Origin of the sequence: Jatrophihabitans lederbergiae (genome assembly GCF_031845305.1) — a bacterium.
Classification (GTDB): Bacteria; Actinomycetota; Actinomycetes; order Mycobacteriales; family Jatrophihabitantaceae; genus Jatrophihabitans_A; species Jatrophihabitans_A lederbergiae.
On sequence record NZ_JAVREH010000289.1, the window covers coordinates 1 to 249 of the forward strand.

General features: G+C 58.2%; 1 protein-coding gene. It reads right to left on the minus strand.

The genetic code is table 11. The annotated features are described in order from the left end of the window. Positions 1–128 precede the first annotated feature (128 nt). On the minus strand, positions 129–249 hold a 121-nt coding region (locus RM423_RS25270), incomplete at its 5' end, for a type II toxin-antitoxin system RelE family toxin (RefSeq protein WP_311425780.1).

The window sequence follows — 249 nt, forward strand, 5'->3', positions numbered from 1 at the left end:
GAACTCGCCACGCTGCAACTCGGCCCAAAACACCTGCACGTTCTCCGTGATCATGTGATTAGCGAACCGCATGGTCAACACCTCCACTCAGTCAGGTGTTGCGATCACCGCGAGAACCCAAGGATCGCTCAGCGGGCCTTGTAGATCTCGCGTCGATGCCCCACCCGGAGTACTAGCACGACCAGTTCCTCGTCTTTGATCTCGTACACAATGCGGTAGTCGCCAGTGCGAACTCTCCACTCGCCGGCA